The 21242-nt window shown below is 32.8% G+C and carries 20 protein-coding genes; 11 read left to right on the plus strand and 9 right to left on the minus strand.

Annotated elements, in window-relative coordinates; genetic code table 11:
* Positions 1 to 68: 68 nt before the first annotated feature.
* Together IEV50_RS10115 and IEV50_RS10120 are read right to left on the minus strand one after the other, a co-directional pair.
* Positions 69 to 1142: an HmuY family protein gene (locus IEV50_RS10115; protein ID WP_188413755.1), complete on the minus strand. Its 1074-nt coding sequence runs from the start codon at positions 1140 to 1142 to the stop codon at positions 69 to 71.
* 33 nt (positions 1143 to 1175) lie between these two features.
* On the minus strand, positions 1176 to 3245 hold the full coding sequence (locus tag IEV50_RS10120) for a TonB-dependent receptor plug domain-containing protein (protein WP_188413757.1): 2070 nt from the start codon (positions 3243 to 3245) through the stop codon (positions 1176 to 1178).
* 162 nt (positions 3246 to 3407) lie between these two features.
* Here IEV50_RS10120 and IEV50_RS10125 point away from each other — a divergent pair, with 162 nt between their 5' ends.
* Positions 3408 to 4337, plus strand: coding sequence for a helix-turn-helix transcriptional regulator (locus tag IEV50_RS10125; protein ID WP_188413759.1), 930 nt, complete (start codon positions 3408 to 3410; stop codon positions 4335 to 4337).
* A gap of 25 nt (positions 4338 to 4362) precedes the next feature.
* Here IEV50_RS10125 and IEV50_RS10130 read toward each other — a convergent pair whose 3' ends face one another.
* Positions 4363 to 5382, minus strand: coding sequence for a LacI family DNA-binding transcriptional regulator (locus IEV50_RS10130; RefSeq protein ID WP_188413761.1), 1020 nt, complete (start codon positions 5380 to 5382; stop codon positions 4363 to 4365).
* A gap of 399 nt (positions 5383 to 5781) precedes the next feature.
* Between IEV50_RS10130 and IEV50_RS10135 the strand changes: the two genes are divergently transcribed.
* From IEV50_RS10135 to IEV50_RS10170, 8 genes are all read left to right on the plus strand, one after another.
* The gene (locus IEV50_RS10135; RefSeq protein ID WP_188413763.1) at positions 5782 to 6873 is read left to right on the plus strand and encodes an MBL fold metallo-hydrolase; all 1092 of its coding nucleotides are present in this window, start codon (positions 5782 to 5784) and stop codon (positions 6871 to 6873) included.
* Between the two features lie 54 nt (positions 6874 to 6927).
* Positions 6928 to 7287 (plus strand): hypothetical protein, encoded by a 360-nt coding sequence (locus tag IEV50_RS10140; RefSeq protein ID WP_188413766.1) that lies wholly within the window; start codon positions 6928 to 6930, stop codon positions 7285 to 7287.
* 90 nt (positions 7288 to 7377) lie between these two features.
* Complete coding sequence (locus IEV50_RS10145; RefSeq protein WP_188413768.1) at positions 7378 to 8145, plus strand: hypothetical protein; 768 nt, start codon at positions 7378 to 7380, stop codon at positions 8143 to 8145.
* 1 nt (position 8146) lies between these two features.
* Positions 8147 to 9067 carry a tRNA (adenosine(37)-N6)-dimethylallyltransferase MiaA gene (gene miaA, locus IEV50_RS10150; RefSeq protein ID WP_188413772.1) on the plus strand — a complete coding sequence of 307 codons (921 nt, stop codon included), beginning with the start codon at positions 8147 to 8149 and terminating at the stop codon, positions 9065 to 9067.
* 128 nt (positions 9068 to 9195) lie between these two features.
* Positions 9196 to 9693, plus strand: coding sequence for an outer membrane beta-barrel protein (locus IEV50_RS10155; protein WP_188413774.1), 498 nt, complete (start codon positions 9196 to 9198; stop codon positions 9691 to 9693).
* Between the two features lie 156 nt (positions 9694 to 9849).
* Positions 9850 to 10401, plus strand: coding sequence for a hypothetical protein (locus IEV50_RS10160; RefSeq protein WP_188413776.1), 552 nt, complete (start codon positions 9850 to 9852; stop codon positions 10399 to 10401).
* Between the two features lie 96 nt (positions 10402 to 10497).
* Entirely contained in the window at positions 10498 to 11028 is a 531-nt protein-coding gene (locus IEV50_RS10165; protein ID WP_188413778.1) for a DUF3347 domain-containing protein, read from the plus strand.
* A gap of 132 nt (positions 11029 to 11160) precedes the next feature.
* Positions 11161 to 12450, plus strand: a complete 1290-nt coding sequence (locus IEV50_RS10170) for a citrate synthase (RefSeq protein ID WP_188413785.1) — start codon at positions 11161 to 11163, stop codon at positions 12448 to 12450.
* 73 nt (positions 12451 to 12523) lie between these two features.
* Here the strand turns inward: IEV50_RS10170 and IEV50_RS10175 are convergent, their stop codons facing one another.
* The 5 genes from IEV50_RS10175 to IEV50_RS10195 all read right to left on the minus strand — a co-directional run bounded on the left by IEV50_RS10175 (position 12524) and on the right by IEV50_RS10195 (position 17695).
* Positions 12524 to 13654, minus strand: coding sequence for a DUF3667 domain-containing protein (locus IEV50_RS10175; protein WP_188413787.1), 1131 nt, complete (start codon positions 13652 to 13654; stop codon positions 12524 to 12526).
* A 14-nt stretch (positions 13655 to 13668) separates the two neighbouring features.
* Positions 13669 to 15048, minus strand: a complete 1380-nt coding sequence (locus IEV50_RS10180) for a nucleoside permease (RefSeq protein WP_188413789.1) — start codon at positions 15046 to 15048, stop codon at positions 13669 to 13671.
* 185 nt (positions 15049 to 15233) lie between these two features.
* On the minus strand, positions 15234 to 15848 hold the full coding sequence (locus IEV50_RS10185) for a bifunctional nuclease family protein (RefSeq protein ID WP_188413791.1): 615 nt from the start codon (positions 15846 to 15848) through the stop codon (positions 15234 to 15236).
* A gap of 70 nt (positions 15849 to 15918) precedes the next feature.
* Complete coding sequence (locus tag IEV50_RS10190) at positions 15919 to 16890, minus strand: electron transfer flavoprotein subunit alpha/FixB family protein (protein WP_188413793.1); 972 nt, start codon at positions 16888 to 16890, stop codon at positions 15919 to 15921.
* Positions 16891 to 16957: 67 nt separating this feature from the next.
* Positions 16958 to 17695 carry an electron transfer flavoprotein subunit beta/FixA family protein gene (locus IEV50_RS10195; RefSeq protein ID WP_188413795.1) on the minus strand — a complete coding sequence of 246 codons (738 nt, stop codon included), beginning with the start codon at positions 17693 to 17695 and terminating at the stop codon, positions 16958 to 16960.
* A 138-nt stretch (positions 17696 to 17833) separates the two neighbouring features.
* Between IEV50_RS10195 and IEV50_RS10200 the strand changes: the two genes are divergently transcribed.
* Both IEV50_RS10200 and chrA read left to right on the plus strand, forming a co-directional pair.
* Entirely contained in the window at positions 17834 to 18169 is a 336-nt protein-coding gene (locus IEV50_RS10200; RefSeq protein WP_188413797.1) for a tetratricopeptide repeat protein, read from the plus strand.
* 122 nt (positions 18170 to 18291) lie between these two features.
* Positions 18292 to 19509: a chromate efflux transporter gene (gene chrA / locus IEV50_RS10205; protein ID WP_188413799.1), complete on the plus strand. Its 1218-nt coding sequence runs from the start codon at positions 18292 to 18294 to the stop codon at positions 19507 to 19509.
* An 84-nt stretch (positions 19510 to 19593) separates the two neighbouring features.
* Here chrA and dnaB read toward each other — a convergent pair whose 3' ends face one another.
* On the minus strand, positions 19594 to 21156 hold the full coding sequence (gene dnaB, locus IEV50_RS10210) for a replicative DNA helicase (protein WP_188413801.1): 1563 nt from the start codon (positions 21154 to 21156) through the stop codon (positions 19594 to 19596).
* Positions 21157 to 21242: the final 86 nt, after the last annotated feature.

The raw sequence follows: 21242 nt of genomic DNA on the forward strand, positions 1-21242 counted from the left end.
AAAGACAAGGCCCACCATCGCGGTAGGCCATTATCCAACTAACAAAACATAACTTTAAGAAGAATTGATTATGCTCCTTTTTTAATCAATTTATACTCAATAACTGGTTTACCACGTGTACCAGAATCACCAGCACCCATTGAAATAAATTTTAACTTATAATAATTTCCTGCACCATCTTTAATTACGTAAAAGGAATCCGTTTTAACTCCCGTTGCCGGAGATGTGCTTCTCCATGATGATCCAATAGCATCTCTGTTTGTTTTAAAAGTTACAGCACTTATATTTGCCTCTTTAAAATCAGCATAGCTTACTGTACTTGTTGCAACTACTCCTGCAGTTACACCATTTAATGAATTCAAGAAGACTAAATCTGAAAAATTGTAGGGAACTATTACACCATTAAATGTTGTTTGGTAAACAGAGTAGGTCCAGGTTATATCCCAATTTGAATTTTCTGGTTCCGCACTAACAATTGCTCCGTTGGTTAATGAAACAAATTTAAAGTTAAAGTTTCCATCTTTTGGAACATCTACGGTGGTGAAGTTAGTTGTTTCTTTTATTTTACCATATTGTAAAGTGTAACCACCAGAGGTATTTCTCGTTACTTTTAGTTTAATCCATGATTTTGCTGAAATACTGCCACCCGTGCCACGATTTAAAATAATAATTTTATTATCTGCTGCTGTTGCTGATACAGTTGGAATTACTGTATTTGATAAATTGCCACTTATTGCATCAAAATATGCAAAATCTGTATTAGCTGGAGAAGCCTGGCTAACGGCTAATGTTAAGCCTAAAGTATCGGCTTCGCCAACGGTGGCCAAGCTTGCGTTTGTTGTGGTAATAACTTTTGCACCTGCAGCTGTTGTGTTGTTTAAAATAACTCTGAAGTCAGAACCACCGTAAAAACCCAAATCCCAAGATGCTCTTGCTACTGATGTCTGTTTATCAGTACTAAAATCTACAAAAACACTGTTCCCTGCTGCGCTTCCTGCCTCAGCAGCAATTAAACCATTTAATGTTAATGTGCTTCCATCAGAAGGTGGTGCAACTACGATAGGTTCTTCATTGTCTTTTTTACAAGAAGTAAAAGTAATCGCTAGCAAAGCGATTGCAATAATTGAGTTAAATTTATTCATGTTTCAATTTTTAATGTTTATTATATTTCTGATTTAATTTTTGTTCCAGTTAAAGATTAATCCCAGTATATAAGACCTACCATAGCTGTTCGGCACCGAAGTACCATCAGTGCTATGTGCGCCTCCGCTTGCAGTAGATGTATTGGATAATTGTGTTACGTTTAAAAGATTTTTTATACCAGCATTTATGGTCAAATACTTATATATATTTTTGTTCAGCATTAAGTCTGCTAGGTTAAATCCACCAATTTTGACTAGTGTTGCTGTTTGAAAACCATTTAAAACAATTAGTTGGTAGCTTGGTCTGCTACCTGAGTATTTATAGAATAAGCTTATACTGCCATTTATTTTAGGGAAATTGTAAGTCAGGTTTGAAGAAACTTCTGCACTCCAAACAAACTCTGGAATTTCGAAAGATGCATTGGATTCCAATAATTCATTGTATCGGCCTATGTATGAGAAACCAACATTAGCCTGAAAATTTTTATAGAGTAATGTATTATCTAAAGTACCACCTGTTGTTTTAAACTTAGAAATATTTATTAATGTAGTAACTGTTGGATTTGTTGCATCAATACCGTAATCAATTCTATTTTTAAACAAATTATAAAACCCTGCCAATGTGGAGCGGAATTGAAAATCGTTTATCTGAACACCAGACCATCCAAATGAACCATTAAAGCTATTAGATTCTTCGGCTTTAAGATTTGGATTTCCCATTATCGAATGGCTCGCATCAAAAAAATCATAATATAATTCGCGTAGGGCAGGCGCACGGAAACCTCTCGCATAAGCTAATCTAAAATCAAGGGTTTTTGTTAAAGTAAATTTTGTATTTAATGATGGAATTACTGGGGGAGCATCATAAATAGAGTTTTTTATAAACCTAAATCCTGGTCGGATATTTATACCTTCTGTTGGTTTAAATTCACCTGAAATGAAAAATGCATAATCATTTATTGCGGGTGAACCATTAATTCTTGCACCACTTGCAGCATCACGATTAAATTCTAAACCTGGTTGCAAAGTAAGTAGGTCGTTTATTTTATATATTGCTGTAGCTCGGAAAATTGAAAAATTAAATTTAGCTACATCTTGTTCACCTGCGGCTGCAGTAAGTTCTTCACTTCCATTAGTAAAATCATGAATAACAGATTTGGTTGCTCTTTCGAGATTTGTAAACCCTGCAATAGCTGTAAGCTGAAGGTTTTGAAATAACTGCCATTCTGATTGTAATTGTTGGGTGTAACGATTTGTTGTATAAGTTTGAAATTTTGCTTTATAGTTATTAGGGTTCATACCACCACGGCTGTCTATCGTTTCATTCAAGCCATCTAACCGATACCAGATATTAAAATTCTCATTTCTATAACCAATTTTTGTATTTCCTAACCACTGCTCTTTAGGTTTCCAACGATTACTATCCGCATCAACTTCAGCACTTGTAGCTGTTTTTGAAGCTAAATTCCAACCACCAAATTCATTATGTGTAAATCCTGCTAATGCACTCCAGCCTTTATTTTGCCAGCTACCGCTTATGTTTTGGTTATGACTGCCACTTCCGCTGAAAGCATTGTATTCATTGCTTACAGTTTCCTCTTGTAATCTTACAGATATATTTAATAATGATTTTCCGCTGTTTTTCGTGATGATATTTATAACCCCAGCTAATGCATCTGTTCCGTAAACGACAGACATTGGGCCTTCTACAATTTCTATTCTATCAACTGTATTAATATCTATTTGATTTAAACTCTCTCTTGTATCCGATCTATCAACCATCGGAATACCATCTAACAGGATCTTGATATTTCTGCCCGTCATCCCCATTAATTGGACATCTGATGTTCCTAAAGTTAAATCATTGCTAAAGCGGAACCCCAGCTCGGTATTGAGTACTTGTTGAACGTTCGTTGCCGCCCTTAATTTTATCCTTTCGGCACTTATTGTTCTAATATTGTAAACGGAGTTTTTTAAAGTTTGAGGTCCAAACTGACCTGTAATTACAACCTCTTTTAAAACTTTAGCTGTATCGCTTTTTAATTGCTGGCTAAAAGCACAAAATCCATATAATAATAAAGCAAATAATAAATATATTTTCATTTATTTAGACTAATTATAAATAATTATGCAAATTTGTGCATAATCAAGCTAGGCAGATAACGTCAAACGGATAATATATAACGCCAAACGGATTATTAAGAAAGATTCTAAATAAAATAAATTTTGTTAAAATTCGATTCTGAAAAATTTCAACGCCATAAAATGAAAATTAAAATATCCGATTATTTAGAAGGAAAAGTGATCTTTTCGAAACGTTATCCTCTAAATTTTAAAACAAGAGCAGATTTTGATGAACACGAACAAGAAATTGAAAATAAGGGTTACAAAATTTTTTTAAAAGAGAGATGGTTTGAGGGCATACACATTAGTCATATTAAAATTAATACTAAAAAGCCAGAACAGATTCTTATACATTATTCCAGTATTACTGTTTCGTTTCTATATTGTTTAGAAGGCACTATTAACTGCGAAAATAGTTCAAAAATAGAAAGTATTGTTTTAAACAAAAATCAGCAAATTATTAAATTAAATGATTTTAAAAACCTAGTGATCAGTTTTAATAGTAAGATAGAATATATTCATATCCAATTAACGCAAGAACACTATAAAAAGCTTACAGGAGGAAATTTTGGTAATGATTTATCAGCCTTTGAATCTTCTGAAACTGATTCTGAAATAACCTTAATTTTGAATTCACTAATAACTCAAAAAAATCATAAACGAACAGCGAAAATTTCAATACAAGCTAAAGTCTACGCTTTATTAACTTTCTACATTAATAAAGTAAATTATAAACCTTTGCTTTCATTGAAGAAAGATGATATTGATAAAATATTATTTGCAAAAAAGCTTGTCGAAGATAATATTCAAATGCCTTATTCATTAATAAATCTATCTAGAAAAGCAGGAATAAACGATTACAAACTTAAAAAAGGTTTTAAAGAAATAACTGGTAACACAGTTTTTGGATATCTTTATAAAATAAGGATGGAGAAGGCACATTACTATCTATCAAGAGATAAGAAAACAGTAAATGAAGTTGCATTTTTAGTTGGTTATAAAAATGCGCAGCATTTTACTGCTGCATTTAAAAAAATATATAATATTTTGCCTCGTAGCTTAAATAAATAAGTTCGTCTATGTGTAGGCTTGATATTTAATCGACCATTTTGTTGTTAATTATCAAATCGGATTCTATCAAAGTATTGTAAAAGGCCTGGTTTTCTACATTTGGATTATTAATTAAATCTAAAAGAATATTGGCAGCCTTTTGGCCTTGAAGATATGGATACTGTTCTACCGACGCAATTGGTGAATAATCTAAATAATTCATTAAAGGAAGGTTGGCGTAACTTACAACATCAATTTCATCAGCAATTTTGAGTTTCTTTAAATATCTGATTAAAAATAAAGCAATATAATCGTTAAAAGCTACAATAGCAGTTGGTTTTCTCTTATGATTTATGAGTTGGTTTGCAGCATCGATTGATCCTTGTTCCGTTAAATTACAGTTTACAACCAAAGATGGATCAAATTTTAAGCGATTAAAATTGATGGCTTGCATATAACCTTCTTTTCTTTCACCACTTGCAAATAGCGTTGTGGGTCCATTTATCATGCCTATAGTTCTATGGCCTTTCTTTAGCAGAAAATTAACAGCTTTAATTGTTGCATTTTCAAGAGAACAAGCAACATAATGAACATTTTTAAATGGAGGAATTCTATCGAAAAATACAACAGGTATATTAAAAGCTTTTAGCTTTTCGAAATGATCGAAATTAGAAGTATCCTTACTGATTGATACTATTAATCCATCTACACGCTGATTTTTCATTTTATCAACCAACCTAACTTCTTTCTCAATATCATCATGAGATTGAGCGAAAATTACAGTGTAGTTTTTTTTCAACGCTTCATCCTCAATCGCTGAAATAGCAATAGAAAAAAAATGTTCAGATAATTTAGGAAGGATAACACCAATTGTGTAAGTTTTACCTTTTTGAAAAAGAATAGCAGCGTTATTTGGCTCGTAATTTAAAGATTTTGCAAGTTGCTTAATTTTTTCACGCGTAACTGCACCAATACTTGGGTGATCATGTAAACCCCTGGATACGCTTGAAGGCGAAAGGTTCAATATTTTGGCTATTTCCTTAATGGTTGTTGGCTTAGATTGCATTTAAGTTACTAAACTATATAAAATATGTTTGTGTTGTAATAATACAAAATTAATAAGACGTTAGCGTGGTTTTTTTTACCTCATTTCTTTTTATTCAGAACTTAAACATATAATGCATTCATATGAGGTAAATAAAAACTTAAAAAACTTTATTTGTATATCAAGTGTAATTAATAATCTATAATGGGTAATGAAACCATAATTTCTGTATTTACAGAAGAATAACAGACGGACAGAATGCTAATTTTTGTATTCAACGATGATGATTGATAAAATTTAGATTTATTAATCAAGTAATTTAATTAGTCAAATATTATTCGATTACATTAGATCAGTTCTTCCTATTTAAAATGAATTTCCTTGTTAAAAAATTTATCCTAATTAGTCAATTTAAAATTAATGATAGCTGTTTATACTTTAATCGTCCTAATTCTGATTTTCTTAATCGTAACTAATCTACCTGTATTTGGTCGATTACCAAAAGGAGAAAGGCTTAATTCAATCCATCATTTAAAAAATTATCGTAATGGAGCATTACAAAATATTTCTGTAACACCTATGCAGCCAGAAGGTGTAAGTTTATTTACAATTATTAAAAAATACTTTTTTGGCAAGCACCCTAATAAAATCCCTAAGAAGGCGTTAAACTTCATTAAAACTGATTTAAACAAAGCACCCGAAAGTAATTCGCCAGAAATTGTTTGGTTTGGGCATTCTTCTTATCTAATTACAATAAATAATAAAAGAATTTTAGTAGATCCGGTTTTTAGTGAAACACCATCCCCGTTTTCCTTTATTGGTAGCAAGGCATTTCCTGGTACTAATTTTGTAAAAGCTGAAGCTTTTTTAAATATAGATGTTTTGGTTGTAACTCATGATCATTATGATCATTTAGATTATAAAAGTATTCTAAAAATTGCGCCTCAAGTCAAAAATATTGTTACATCGATAGGAGTGGGTTCACATTTAGAAAGATGGGGTATCGATACTCATAAAATTAACGAACTATGCTGGGAACAATCAATTTCATTATCTGATGATTTAGAATTTACGGCTGTATGCGCCCGTCACTTTACCGGAAGAAAGTTTAAACGCAATCAAACACTTTGGTCGGCATTTGTTTTAAAAACACCAAATTACAAACTATTTTTAGGAGGCGATTCAGGTTATGATGTTCATTTTAAAAAAATAGGTGACGATTATGGACCTTTTGATATTGCGTTTTTGGAATGTGGTCAATATAACGAGCTTTGGCCGTTTATTCACATGTTCCCCGAGCAAACTGTACAAGCAGCAATTGAATTAAATGCAAAAATTTTAATGCCTGTGCATTGGGGTAAATTTAGTTTATCCATGCACCCATGGAATGAACCGGCAGAACGAGTAACCTTAGCAGCTGAAAAACAAAATTTAAAAATCATTATACCAAAACTTGGAGAAAGAGTGGTTTTAAACAAAGATTTTCCCTCAGAAAAATGGTGGCTAGATTAATAAAAAATAAACAAAAGTTAATCATAAATGTTAGTTAGTATTAAAAACACATATATGAAAACTGACCTTGTAGAAATTTTCCAAACCATAAGAGCAAGCTTACAACCTTATGCAGCAAGAGGTTATACTGTTAGTGAAAATTCTGAAACAAACTATGTTTTGGTAAGTGAAAAAAATGTAATAGAAAACGATGGTAAAACCACTGAACGTTTTTTCGTAGGAATTTTTATAAATGCTGAAGTTGTTGATATTCAATTGAATACAAGTGAATTTGATTCGGCACAAGATTTAGTCGAATTCGGAAATGTTAAGGAAGGTTTTTCCATTTCTGAGCTTGATGAAGATAAATTAAAAGAAGTTGAAATATTTATCGAAATTATATACACAAATTTTAAAGAAAGAGGCTGGGTATAGAATTTATTCTCCTTAAAAAGTTAAATTTGCCTTCAATAATCTAAATATTCAACAACCAGTTTATTGAACAATTCTAGTGTAAATTCTTTAATGATAACCTGTAAGTGGCGAAGTGAATTTTTATCTGCCTTACAGAATAATAGCATTATATACCATTCAATTGAGGGTAATCTTTTATCATTTCCTAAGCATAATTTTATAATTCATTTGGTAAATACCAAAAATAATTTTCTGCCCGAAGATTTAATTCATATCCAAGACCAGCATTCTATTAATAATATTAAACTGATTCATTTATGGGAAGATGTGTGGACATCGAAACCTGAACAAGTTTTATTTAGGTTAATGTCACTTTTAGGGCATAACAAAAGGATTCATGGTAGAAAAACAGAAGTTCGAAAAATTAATAAGCCTGAAGCAGATGAATTTTTAAATGCAAATCATCTTCAGGGTGCAGTCAGCAGTCGCTATAAGTTTGGGCTTTTCTATTTAAATGAACTTTTAGCAGTTGCAACTTTCTCTTCACTTCGTAAAATGAATCACACAGAAAATTATAAATCTTTAGAATTAATAAGGTTTGCAACTAAAGGAGGATATTCGATTACGGGCGGATTAAGCAAACTAATTAAGCACATAGAAAGGCTTGTAATGCCTAACGATATAATGACATATGCAGATAGAGATTGGTCTGCTGGCGAAAGTTATTTTAAAATTGACTTTAAAAACATTAGTATTTTACCTCCACAATATTTCAATTTAGATACCAATTTAAAGAGAAAACTACAAAAAGATAATATTGAATTCACATGTTCGAATGTATTTAATACAGGTAGCATTAAATTCATTTTAAGATTTTAGTATGTCGGAAAATACATTAATCATCATTTTGGGTGCAACAGCTTCTGGTAAAACAAAACTTGCTGTGCAGGTTGCAATAGAACTTAATGGCGAAATTATAAGTGCAGATAGCCGGCAGGTTTTTAAAAAGATGAATATTGGCACAGGAAAAGACTTGGCTGAATATTCAATTGGCGATAAAAGTATTCCACATCACCTTATTGATATACTGGAGCCAGGACAGCGATATAATGTTGATGCATTTAAAAATGATTTTTACAATGCATATCAATCTGTAATGGATAGAATTAAGCAACCAATACTATGCGGAGGAACAGGAATGTATATTCACAGTATTTTACAAAATCAACTGTATACAAATGTTCCTGTCGATGTTGATTTGCGTTTATTATTAGATAATTTTTCTAAAGAGGAACTGATAGATAAATTGTCTTTTTATCCTATTGAAAACACTAGTCATGCTGATAATTCATCAAAAAAGAGATTAATTCGGGCCATTGAGATAGCAGAATACCTTGAATATAATAAAATTGAAGAGGTTGAAAGACCTGAGATTAAACCTTTAATTTTTGGTTTGAAGAATGAAGTTGAGCAAACAAGGTTTAATATAATTAAAAGATTAGAATTAAGGTTAAATAATGGTTTGATTGAAGAAGTTAGAGATTTATTAGCGGCCGGAGTAAGTAGAGAAATGCTTATTCTCTATGGTTTAGAATATAAGTTTATCGTCAATTACTTAACTGGAGAATTGAGTTATAATGAACTAAAATTAAAATTAGGAATTGCTATATGTCAATTTGCGAAGCGTCAAAATACTTTTTTCAGAAAAATGGAGAAAGATGGGGTTTTGATAAATTGGCTTGATGCTTCATCGCCAATTAATCAATTAAAACAACAGGTTTTAGAAAAATGTTCTTTTTAATGAAAAATATTTTTGTGAATTAACAATGACTTAACTGTATACTGAAAATACTCAAAAAAGCTCTTTTTGGCACAGGGTTTGTAATCATCGAGTTAATATAGTTTAACTCAAAAATAATATAATTAAAAATGAAAACAATTACTAAAATCGTGGCTACTTCAGCAGCTGTAGTAGCATTATTTTTCTCTACAAATGTAAATGCACAATCTTCACAAAAATTAGGAATAGGATTAAACGTTGGTATCCCGACAACTGAAGGTTATAGCTTCGCAATAGGCGGTGATTTACGTTATCAATTTGACATTGATAAACAATTATCAATCCCAGTAACAGCTGGCTACACAAATTTTAAAGTTAAAGATTTTGATGCTAGTTTTGGTGTTATTCCGGTAAAAGCGGGTGTTAAATATTTCTTTAATGATTCAGGTGCAGGTGCTTATGGATTAGCAGAATTAGGTGCAGGTTTCGGTACAAATAAAGGTTCTGGAACTTCATTCGTTTATTCTCCTGCAATCGGTTATTCTTGGAGTAATGGTTTAGATTTAGCAGCTAAATACGAAGGTTATTCTAATAATGGAAGTATAGGTTATGCTGGTATCCGTTTGGCTTACGGTTTTAGCTTATAATAACAAGCAAAATATCATTTTAAAGAAAGCCCCCGAATTCGGGGGCTTTCTTTATTTTCAGAAATTTCAAAAAAAATAATATTTAAAAAATCTGTTTTACTAATATGATCGTATGTATAGCTAAACCCTTAATTAATAACTTAAAAATATCTTAAAATGAAAACAGTTACTAAACTTTTTGCAACGACATTAACAGCCCTTGCAATTTTAACCACATCTAATTTAAAGGCTCAAACAATGGGCACTACTGAACCGATGACTACAGGAAGCGGCATGGCTTTCAAGGTTGGCGTAGGTGTTCAAGGTGGACTTTTTCCTGATAAATCTGAAATGGATTACGGATATGGCGCAGATTTAAAATTACAATACGACTTAACTAAAGAGGTTGCTGTTTTTGCATCTGGAGGTTACACAAAACTTAAATGGAAAAGTAGCCCACTTAATTTCGAATTCATTCCTTTAATGGGTGGCGTAAAAGCTTTTGTTTTCGACAGAATGTATTTAACAGGTGGTGCTGGTACTGGTCTAGCTTTGAAAGAAGGTGCTGAAATGAACTTTATTTACACTGGTGGTTTAGGCTACGAGTGGACAAACGGTTTAGAAATTGGTGCAAAATATGAAGGTTATGTAAATAACAGTGCTTCTGATTTGTATTTTATGAAGACCGGACAATTTGCTTTGAGATTAGGATATAATTTCAAATTATAATTAAAACATCATTTAATAGGAGCCTCCGAAATTTTCGGGGGCTTTTTTTATTTAATTAATATTTAAATTGCTAATTTGAGCCGAAAACCAAGTACTATGAAAAGGATATTAGGCGTAACGATATTAGCTTCTTTAATGGCCTGCAATCAGTCAGAGAAAAAATCAACAGATTTAAAAGATACCGATGCAGTTTCTGTTGCAACAAAAACAAATAAAGTTGTAATTAAAGATGCTAAAAAGGAACAGATTTTTCTTCAATATGAAAACCTTAAAAATGCTTTGGTAAAATCTGATTCATCCGATGCTCAAAAAGCAGCTAAAGAATTACAAACTAGTCTTGCTAATTTTGAAGGTTGCGAAACCACTGCAAGCATCGCCAAAAATATAGCAAATACTAATGATTTAGTAGCGCAAAGAAAAGATTTTACCGCTTTAAGTATGGACTTGATTGCTTTCGTTAAAGCTGATGAGCTAGAGCAGGGAACTATTTATGTTCAGCATTGCCCAATGGCAAATAAAGGTGATGGTGGAGATTGGCTATCTACAGAAAAGGAAATTAGAAATCCTTACTATGGTAAAGAGATGCTGGAATGTGGTAGAGTTACCGAAGAGATTAAAGCAAAATAATCATAAAGCATAATTTTGTTAATCATGATTGTTACGTCATACTGACTAATATTTCATATTAAATTAACAGATTTGCTATGCATGTATATTAATTTTATATAATTTAGAAAGCTATAAACACAACACAATAATATGTCAGATATTGCAGAAATTAAAGTTGATGGTAATACAATTGAATTACCGGTAATTACAGGAACAGAAAACGAAAAGGCGATTGATATTTCAAAATTGAGAGATTTAACCGGTTTTGTTACTTTAGATACAGGTTTCAAAAATACTGGTTCTACAAAAAGTAAAATCACATTTTTGGATGGCGAAAAAGGTATTTTGAAATACAGAGGCTATTCGATTGAGGAACTTGCCGAAAAATCAAGCTTTTTAGAGGTTTCCTATCTTATAGTTTATGGTAATCTTCCAACGCAAGAACAGTTAGATGGCTTCCAGGCAGAAATTAGCAAACACACATTGATTCATGAGGATATGAAAAAATTCTTTGATGGTTATCCATCAAGGTCACATCCAATGGGGCAACTAGGTTCGTTAATATTCTCATTATCTACATTTTATCCTGAATGTTTAAAGCCAAATCAGACTGCAGAAGAGCAAGATTTAACCATTATTAAATTATTGGCTAAGCTACCAACAATAGTCTCCTTCATTTACAAAAAATCTTTAGGTCATCCGCTTATTTATCCGAAAAATAAATACGATTATGTTACCAATTTTCTTTGGATGACCTTCGGTCAGCGTACCGAGGATTATGACGTAAATCCGATAGTAGTTAGTGCAATGAATAAACTGCTTATTCTGCATGCAGATCATGAACAAAACTGTTCTGCATCTACGGTTCGTATCGTTGGCTCTTCAGACTGTAATTTATATGCATCTATTGCAGCTGGTATTGCAGCACTATGGGGTCCGCTACATGGCGGGGCTAATCAAGCTGTAATTGATATGCTTGAGTTAATTAAAGAAGATGGGGGCGATACTGAAAAATGGATAAACAAGGCAAAAGATAAAAATGATTCATTCCGCATGATGGGATTTGGTCATAGAGTTTACAAAAACTTTGATCCTCGCGCTAAAATCATTAAGAAAGCATGTGATGATATTTTAGAAAACCTGGGTATTGATGATCCGATTTTAGAAATTGCAAAGAAATTAGAAGAAGCAGCATTAACTGACCAATACTTTATCGATAGAAAATTATATCCAAACGTAGATTTTTATTCGGGTATTATTTATCGTGCTTTAGGCTTCCCTTCAGAAATGTTTACCGTTTTGTTTGCATTAGGTCGTTTACCAGGATGGATTGCACAATGGAAAGAAATGCATGAAAATAAGGAACCAATCGGTCGTCCCCGTCAGATTTACGTTGGTGAAACCGACAGAGACTTTGTTGCAATAAAAGATAGAAAGTAACATAACCCAACATATAAAAAAATCCCAGGCTTTTTAAAAACCTGGGATTTTTTTATGTTAAAATTTATATACTTTAGGTTGCTACGTAATATATAATGTTTAACATTACCGTTTCAGTAATTGCAAGAGCAATACCGTAGAGTATAAAAATAAATACCATCTTCCAAATTGTAGCTCCGCGTTTTCTTTGATAGAATACTTTTAAAGCATTATAAAAATACCAAACAATCCAGATAATCACGCCGAGTTCGATAATGTTTGCAAGTAAAGAATGTTCGCCGAAAATGTATTTTTTTAAAGGCTCTGTAAATATTGAAACAATAAAATATGCAGTCATTCCATGTATCGTGAAAATTAAATGGTTTAAATAGTAAATGTGATTTCTACGGAAATTCCACATAATAAATAAAGCCAGAAGCGGCATCATTAAAAAGTATTGTTTCGGCCGGTTGTGTTCTAATGTTTCTTTTATTACCTCCGATTTTTCGCCAATTGATATCGAACGTTTTGTCGCCATCCGTTCAAACCAATTATCCTGTTTTAGTAAGGGTAATTGTTTTTGTCGGGAAAGGTATGCGCTATACGTGCTGTCATTTCTATCATTATGAATGCTAGAAAGTTTAGATATTATTTTTTTTAGTGAATCAGATTTATTTGTAGTACCCTGGGTTTTTAATTTAGATAGGACGACAGCCTGCTCCTTAAAATTCAGTTCTTTAAAGTTTTCTACATCAACTTCTTCCTTAAATCCGGCTTTAACCTTATCTAAAACCTCGGCACTTTTGCCATTAACTATTCCAGCATCGGCTAATTCTTTACTTACACTATCAATGGCAGTAACTTTTTCTGTAGCAGTTTTACTCGATTTATATTCTTTATTTTTTTTAGAATGTTCTGGCGAGTATGCTACCAAAAAATATACAATCGATACAAATATATACATACTCACCGGGTTGATGTACCTGGCTCTTTTTCCTGCCAAATAATCTAAGGTTACTTGTCCGGGTTTGATTAATAGGGGAGTTAGCGTTTGAAAAAATTTATTATCAAAATGAAAATAATGAGCAATGCTATGGCTTATAAAGCCCCAGAAACTTTCTTTTAGTTCTAAATTTGGTTGTCCACAATTGCTGCAATAATGCGCTTCTACATGCGAACCACAGTTTAAGCAATTGTGTTCTTTTCTGTATTTACCGGTGGACATAAGGGATTAAGAGGTTATAAATGATTAATGGCTTCTACTTCTGCTCGGGTATGTTTGTGTTTAAATATTATAACAAAAACTATTGCAATTATGAGAACGTAAATTGTGAAAGACAGCCAGATGTTGTGCCAGTCTTTGACATCCAATGCCCTACTTAAATCTCCGTTTTGCAATACACTAATGCCTTTATTTTTCAAAAATTGAAGTAAATGCTTATTATCAGCTTCGCTGTTAACATATTTAGATAGTGAATCAATACTGTTGTAGTAAGTTGTGAAATATTTATTAATCATCCAGCCCGAAATGAGACTTCCAAATACGGCACCAAAGCCATTAGTCATCATCATAAACAAACCCTGAGCTGATGAACGCGTTTTAGCCGTTGTTGAAGTTTCTACAAATAATGAACCTGAGATATTGAAGAAATCGAAAGCCATGCCATATACAATACATGATGTTATTATCATCCATAAATTTGCAGATGGGTCGCCGAATGAAAATAAAGCAAAGCGAAGTACCCAGGCAAACATTGCGATGGCAATAACCCATTTAATTCCAAATCGTTTTAAAAAGAATGGAATAGCTAGGATAAATAGCGTTTCTGATATTTGAGAGATAGAAAGAATTATGGTAGAATATCGGATTACAAATGAATCTGCAAAAACTGGGAATAACTTAAATTCATCTAAAAAAACATCGCCGTAAGCGTTTGTTAGCTGAAGTGCAGCGCCTAAAAACATAGAGAAAATGAAAAACAAAGCCATTTTATAATCAGCAAAAAGCTTAAAAGACTCTAATCCCAGCTTTTGTACAAATGTTTTTTTCTCGCTTATTAAATTTTGCGGTTTACATGCAGGAAGTGTGAAAGAATATATTCCTAATAATAAAGCACTTACACCAGCAATATAAAATTGACTTGCACTTGCTTTATTGCCTGTTAAGTTCGTAATCCACATTGCAACAATAAAGCCCACAGTTCCCCAAACACGTATTGGTGGAAAATTTTTAACCACATCAAAATTACCGTTTTTTAAAGTGGTATAACTAATGGAATTGCTCAATGCAATTGTTGGCATATAAAAGCACATGGCTATCAGCATTACCCAAAAGAAACTATGAGGACTTTCTACTTGAGGTAAATAGAACATTGTGGCTGCGTAAAGAATATGTAGGATTGCGTAAAGCTTCTCTGCGTTTATCCATTTATCGGCTATTATGCCTGTTATTGTTGGCATAAATAGTGATGCAATACCCATTGTAGAAAAAATTATCCCAAAATCTGCACCGTCCCATTGCTTGGTTCCAAACCAGTAATTTGCAATCGTAATTAACCATGCGGCCCATACAAAAAATTGCATGAAACTCATTATAGTTAAGCGAAACTTAACATTCATATATTAATTGTTTGTTTGATTTGAAAGTAAAAGATGAATATAGAACTATTTTGAAACATAATTCAAAAATGAACCCAAATTATTTTAAACAATTTGGGTTATGTAAACTTTTAGTTTTATATATAAACTTTTTGAATTGAAATCTTACTTGAAATAAATTTTATTAAAATTATTGTTAAGTTTTCTTAAGATTTACCTCTTTTATTAAGTTCATCTCGAAGTCTTGCTGCTTTTTCATAAGCTTCTTCTGCAATTGCTTCCTGTAGTTTTTGTTTTAGCTCTTCTAAATTTAAATCTCCATAACCTTGTTTACTAGTAGAAGTTGGAATGGTATCTGCTTCTGGCTCTTTTGCAATGCTATCCATATTCTCAAGAAATAAGAAATCGTTTCCTTCAATTACAATTCCTGCTGATGCTAAAATGAATTCGTAAGTGTAAATCATAGCATTGAACCTTACTGCTAAAGCTATAGCATCAGATGTTCTTGCATCTATTTCATGTGTGTTTTTGCCATCGCTGCAAATCAATTTTGCATAGAAAACACCATCAACTAAGTTGTAGATAATTATTTCCTGAATATTAATATGGAAAGTTTCAGCCATTGATTTAAACAGGTCATGGGTTAACGGCCTGCTTGGTGTCATTTTTTCAATTTCTATTGCTATTGCCTGGGCTTCAAATGCACCAATGATAATCGGCAAACGTCTGCGACCGTTAACTTCGCCTAAAACCAAAGCATAAGCGCCTGATTGAGTTTGGCTATAAGATAAGCCTACGATATCTAATTTTACTTTCTTCATACTTTCAGATGTCATGTTGAGCTTGTCGAAACATTTAATTTAATCCTTCGACAGGCTCGGGATGACAAAATTACGCTTTATGTGCTTTTAGTGCTTCAATTAATTTTGGAATTACTTCGAATGCATCACCAACTATACCATAATCTGCCACTTTAAAAAATGGTGCTTCAGGATCTTTATTAATTACGACGATAACTTTCGAAGAACTAACACCAGCCAAATGCTGAATTGCTCCAGATATACCGATCGCAATATATAAGTTTGGGCTAATTGAGATTCCTGTTTGACCAACGTGTTCTGAGTGTGGTCTCCAGTCGGCATCGCTTACCGGTTTTGAGCATGCTGTAGCTGCACCTAATAAATTCGCTAGTTCTTCAATCATTCCCCAATTTTCAGGGCCTTTTAATCCACGACCAGCCGATACAACTAATTCTGCATCAGGTAATGAAATTTTATCTGTTGCACGAACAATATCTTTTATAACTGTACCCAAGTCGGATTGTTTAATATCTGCAGCGAAATTTTCAATAACTACATCAGTATGGTTTTCCTTTACACCAAAAGCATTTGGATTTAAAGCAATTATTTTATTGGCAGATGTTAGTTCTGTAATAGCAAATGCTTTACCTGAAAATGCAGTTTTCTTTACTTCAAACTTACTGCCATCAATTTTTGGTAATCCTACCGCACCATCTGCTAAACCAGCTTTGAGTTTTACAGCAATACGAGGTGCTAGGCCTTTGCCCGAAAACGAGTTTGAAAGCACAACTATATCTGCAGATTCTTTTTCGGCAGCAGAAGCAATAACACTAGCATAAGCCTGGTTAACGAAAGTTTTTAATTGATCGACACTTACATTTAAAATTTTAGATGCTCCGTATTTACCCAATTCTTTTAATTCTTCCTCGGCAACATTACCAATAGAAATTGCTGTTAAGTTTGTTGATTGCTGATCGGCAATAGCTTTGGCATAAGAAACAGCTTCGAAAACCGATTTCTTAAATTTACCTTCAGCTTGTTCTACATATACTAATACTGACATATATTTATTTCTAGATCCTAAAATGGATTTGTGTAATTATTTAGTTATTTGATTATAAGAGTTATTATTAAATCACTTTAGCTTCACTGTGTAATAAGCCAATTAATTGCTCCGTTTGATCAGCAGGTATCAATTTAACAGCACCGCGAGGCGCAGGAGTTTCAAATTTAATTACCTTGGTTACCTCTTCAATAGAAACAGCCTCTATTATATTCAGTGGTTTTGTTCTTGCAGACATAATTCCACGCATATTAGGGATTTTTGGTTCAGCGACACCCTCTGCACAACTTGCAATAAATTTACCTGTTACCGTTAAAACCTCTTTACCACCTTCAATTTCTCTTTCAACAGTTGATGATGTCCCGTCAGTTTCTAATTTTTTAATGATTGAAACAGATGGAATATCTAAAAATTCTCCAACCATTGCAGCAACCTGATTACCATTATAATCGATAGATTCACGCCCTGTTAAAATAATATCAAAATCTTTATCTTTTGCATACGCTGCAATTTGCTTAGCAACAAAATAAGCATCTCTTGGTAAAGCATTCACTCTTACAGCATCATCAGCACCAATTGCTAATGCTTTTCTAATTGTCGGGTCGTTGCTCGCTTCGCCAACATTAATAACAGTAACAGTTCCTTTTCCGCCTTCAGTTAACTCAATTGCTCTTGATAAAGCAATTTCATCGTAAGGATTAACAATATATTGTACTCCTGCAGTATTGAATTCTGTATTATCGTTGGTAAAGGTTATTTTTGTTGTCGTGTCTGGCACGTTGCTGATACAAACTAATATTTTCATATGTATTTTATTGGTTTTTAATTTTACGAAGGTATTATGAGTGATTTTACAACAGCATTTTTCTCATAATCGCTTCATGTTATTGTGTTTATATATAAGGTCTTTCTGCAAATTTAATTAAAAAAGCAAGGAAATAAAATGTCATCTACCCGTTTAAGCAAGTTATTAGAATTTTTTGAAAGTGATCCGAATGATCCTTTTATACTATATGCCTTAGCCACAGAGTATAACGCTCAAAATGATAAGGAAAAAGCCTATAATTTTTACCTTCAGTTAACTGATAAACATCCTGATTATGTTGGCACTTACTATCATTTAGGAAAGTTGTATGAAAAAGATGGTCAAAAAGAAAAAGCAATTGAAATTTACGAGAAAGGAATGGTTGTAACAAGAAACAAGAGAGATATGCATGCTTTTTCTGAATTACAGGGTGCTTATAATTCTGTAGCTGGTTTGGATTATGAAGATGATTAACGCAAACCTCTAAAATGGCTTCCAACTTATTACTTATCGTTAGCAATCAAGTATAAACAATTAAATAGTTTAAAATAGCAGATTAAACTATTTAGCAGTTAAAATTAATCAGTATAGTATAAATGCAGACAAAACCTCTAATTGTAAGAAAGCAATGGCTTTTTATTCGTAATGTAATCTTCTTTACTTTTACTTCTTTTGGTGGGGCTCAAGCACATTTAGCTTTACTTTTAAAATATTTTGTTCATAATACTAAGTTTATTTCAGAAGAAGAGCTTTTGGAGCTTAATGCGTTAGCGCAGGTTTTACCTGGACCTGCATCCACACAAACCCTGGTTGGTATAGCATGGAAGGTTGGGAAACTAAAACTTGCAATTATAACATTTCTAATCTGGATTTTACCAACTGCATGCATTATGACTTTCGCAGCGATTAGTTATGCAATGCTTGATCAAAAGCAAAAATTTATAGAAATTTTAGAATATATTAAGCCAATTGCTTTAGGAATAGTTGCTTATGGAGCATTTAAACTTGGTAAAAAGGTTTTGAATTCTCAAATTTCTATTTTTCTTGCGGTGGCATCCGTTGTTGCAACTTTTGTTTTAAGAAACGCCTATGTATTTCCAATTGCTATTTTAGTAGGCGGGATGATTTCTTCAGCAATTGAAACACCAGATGAAGAAACACACTTACGAGTTAAACTTTTCTCTAATGTCAATCCAAAGAAATTGATTTACTTTTTGGGTGCATTGCTCTTATTTGCTCTTATTGGAGCTATTATTAACAGAACTTCACCTTTTAGTTTGCCAATTCGTTTGTTAGAAAACTTCTATCGTAACGGTATTTTGGTTTTTGGAGGAGGCCAGGTTTTGGTGCCATTAATGTTTACCGAATTTGTAGAAATGAAGCATTATTTAAATGCTTCCGGATTTTTATCAGGCTTTGCGTTGCAGCAAGCATTACCTGGTCCAACTTTCTCTTTTACAAGCTATTTAGGTGCATTAAGTATGAGAAACTTTGGATATGGTATTTGGGGACAAGTGCTGGGCGGATTTATTGGTGTAATTGGTGTTAATCTACCAGGGCTTATCTTAGTGCTTTTTATTGTTCCTTTCTGGGATGATTTGAAAAAAATATCAAGAATTCGTCACAGTTTATCAGGGATTAATGCAGTAAGTGTTGGATTTATTATTGCTGCATTTATCTTATTACTAGTTCCAATGGGATTTAATTGGCTATTTCTTGGTATTATGATGTTAACTTTTCTTTTATTAAACTATACTAAGGTTAGTCCGCCGATTGTTGTTTTAGCAGGAATTTTGATTGGATACTTATTTTAAATATTCGGTGAAAAATATAATTGAAAGATTAATAATAATTGATATTTAATTCCATCTCAAATTAACAAAATTACATGCTAAATATTAAAAAGGCGGATCATCGTCATTGTAATCATCCATTTTCGATGGACGAATAATTACGTTACTCTGTTTTTCAAAATCCTTTGAAGGATACATGCCTGCAGAAGGATCAGCTGCGAAAGATGTTGGCGCTGAAAAATCCTCTTCTAAATCGGTAAATTTTACAAACTTACCAATAAAACGAAGTGGTACAATTCCTGTTTCACCATTACGGTGTTTAGCAATAATTACTTCGCCAATACCAGCCTGAGATCTGCCTTGTTCATCTTCCGTAATTCCATAATATTCGGGACGATAAAGGAATAATACCATGTCTGCATCCTGCTCAATCGAACCGGATTCACGTAAATCAGACAACATTGGTCTTTTTCCTTGTAAACCTGGTCTACTTTCAACAGCACGACTTAACTGTGATAAAGCTAAAACAGGCACATCAAGTTCTTTAGCTACAGACTTTAGAGCCCTTGAAATACTACCAATTTCCTGCTCACGGTTACCGCCACCTTTTCCATTTTCGCCTTTTCCATGCATTAATTGAAGATAATCAACAATTACCAATTGAATATCATATTGAGATTTCAATCTCCTACACTTTGCTCTAAATTCGAAAATATTTAGTGCGGGTGTATCATCTATAAGAAGAGGAGCCTCTGTTAAACGACCGATTTTGCTGTGTAACTGCTGCCATTCCCATTCTTGTAAATTCCCTTTTCTAATTTTTTCTTGCTCAATTTCAGCTTCGCCGGATATTAAACGATTAACCAATTGTACACTCGACATTTCCAAAGAAAATACAACTGTTGGTTTTTGAAAATCGACCGTCGCATTTCTAGCACAAGTAAGTACAAAAGCTGTTTTTCCCATCGCTGGTCGGGCAGCAATAATTACCAAATCTTGCTTTTGCCAGCCACCTGTAATCCTATCTAAGCCGGTAAACCCTGTTGGAACTCCTGTTAAACCATCCGTTTTAGTTCTTAATTCTTCAAGAGTAGCTAAAGATTGTTTAATGATATCATCCATTTTCTGGGTATCTCTGCGCAAGTTGTTTTGAGCAATATCGAACAAGCCTTTCTCCGCATGATCCAACAAATCGAAAATATCTGTTGTATCTTCATAAGCATTGGTAATAATATCAGTAGAAATACGAATTAATTCTCGTTGTATATATTTCTGTGAAATGATACGAGCATGGTATTCTATATTTGCCGCTGAGGCAACTCTGTTAGTTAAGTTTGTAATATAATAAGCGCCGCCAACCATTTCTAAAGTGCCCATTTGGCGTAACTCTGCAGTAACAGTCAAAATATCAACAGGTTTAGATTTTTCGAATAGCATGTGTATAGCAGCAAAGATCTTTTGATGCGATTCCTGATAAAAAATTTCAGGTTTTAAAATATCGATAACAGCAGATAAAGCATCTTTTTCAAGCATTAATGCACCTAAAACCGCTTCCTCTAAATCTAAAGCCTGAGGAGGCAGTTTACCCATTGAACTTACAGTACTTGTTAATCTTGCTTTCCGGGATAATATATTGCCTTTTCCACCTTGTTCATTTTCGATACTCATAGAACAAAAGTAGTTAAAAGTTATGCCGATTGTTTTAAGAAGTTCTTAGTTCTTTGTTAACAAATTGATCTAGAATTAAATTAAAA

It is taken from the genome of Pedobacter mendelii, from assembly GCF_014635725.1.
GTDB classification, from domain to species: Bacteria; Bacteroidota; Bacteroidia; order Sphingobacteriales; family Sphingobacteriaceae; genus Pedobacter; species Pedobacter mendelii.